The following is an 817-nucleotide window of genomic DNA, read 5'->3' as shown; positions in this document are numbered from 1 at the left end:
GGGAACTGAAATTAGTCCAGAGAATTTTTTTTTGGAAGATGGAGAATACGAGCGAGCTTTTCGTAGTTATTTACAAGTTCATCGAACGAAAGAAGATTTTCAGCGAGTTAATCAGCTCCTTTTCCCACAGAAAGAAGAATTAATTATCTACCAATGGAACAACGATTTTACCAGTTACTATAATGAAGAACGTAACGAGGAAGGCGCTTATTTATGGACGATCTATGATCAAAAAAAGAAGTTATTTACAGTGATGGATATTATTCTCTTTATCCCTTAAATGTGAAAATAGAAAGCAAGTTCATTTTTTTAGAACTTGCTTTCTATTTTTTATAAAGATGAAAAATGTGTGAGGCTAACTCTTTTTAGTAAATATCAAAATACCTCAGAGATAAAAGGATCGATTTCATTCACATGTCTTTTAAGATTGGGGAATGCAGTAACAATATAATATTTTCGATTTTTTCTAATTTTATTGTTAGTTTTTTGAATGATCACTTTAGCATAACCTATTGAACCATAGTGATCATATTTATCTTTACTTATTTTATGAATTCCCCACCCTACATTCAAGAAATCCTCAGAATCATATTCGATACGATTCTTTTGAGAATCAAAAGAGCAATCACCTAAAGGCAACTTGGTCTTGCCATCTAAATAGTTTTGATTGGCAGTGAAAATTCCGGCATTGATAGAAATCAATGCTTGAACGATATTGTCAAAGGTAGAAGTATAGATTAAATTTCTTCCCTCAAACCGATCTTTTAATTCTTTTTCCGTTTTCCCAACATGCCGTGCAATGGTATGTCCTTTACCG

At 32.2% G+C, this 817-nt stretch carries 1 protein-coding gene and 1 pseudogene; one reads left to right on the top strand and one right to left on the bottom strand.

What is annotated here, in order from left to right:
- Positions 1 to 280, top strand: a pseudogene (locus tag EVI01_RS13470) (hypothetical protein); the annotation flags it as partial.
- A 95-nt stretch (positions 281 to 375) separates the two neighbouring features.
- Here EVI01_RS13470 and EVI01_RS13815 read toward each other — a convergent pair.
- A partial coding sequence (locus tag EVI01_RS13815) for an RNase A-like domain-containing protein (protein ID WP_307725295.1) occupies positions 376 to 817 on the bottom strand: 442 nt, incomplete at its 5' end.

The organism is Enterococcus villorum (assembly GCF_007990225.1).
Lineage (GTDB): Bacteria > Bacillota > Bacilli > Lactobacillales > Enterococcaceae > Enterococcus_B > Enterococcus_B villorum.
Note: the sequence above shows the minus strand (reverse complement) of the source record. Positions and strands in the feature narration are given on the sequence as shown.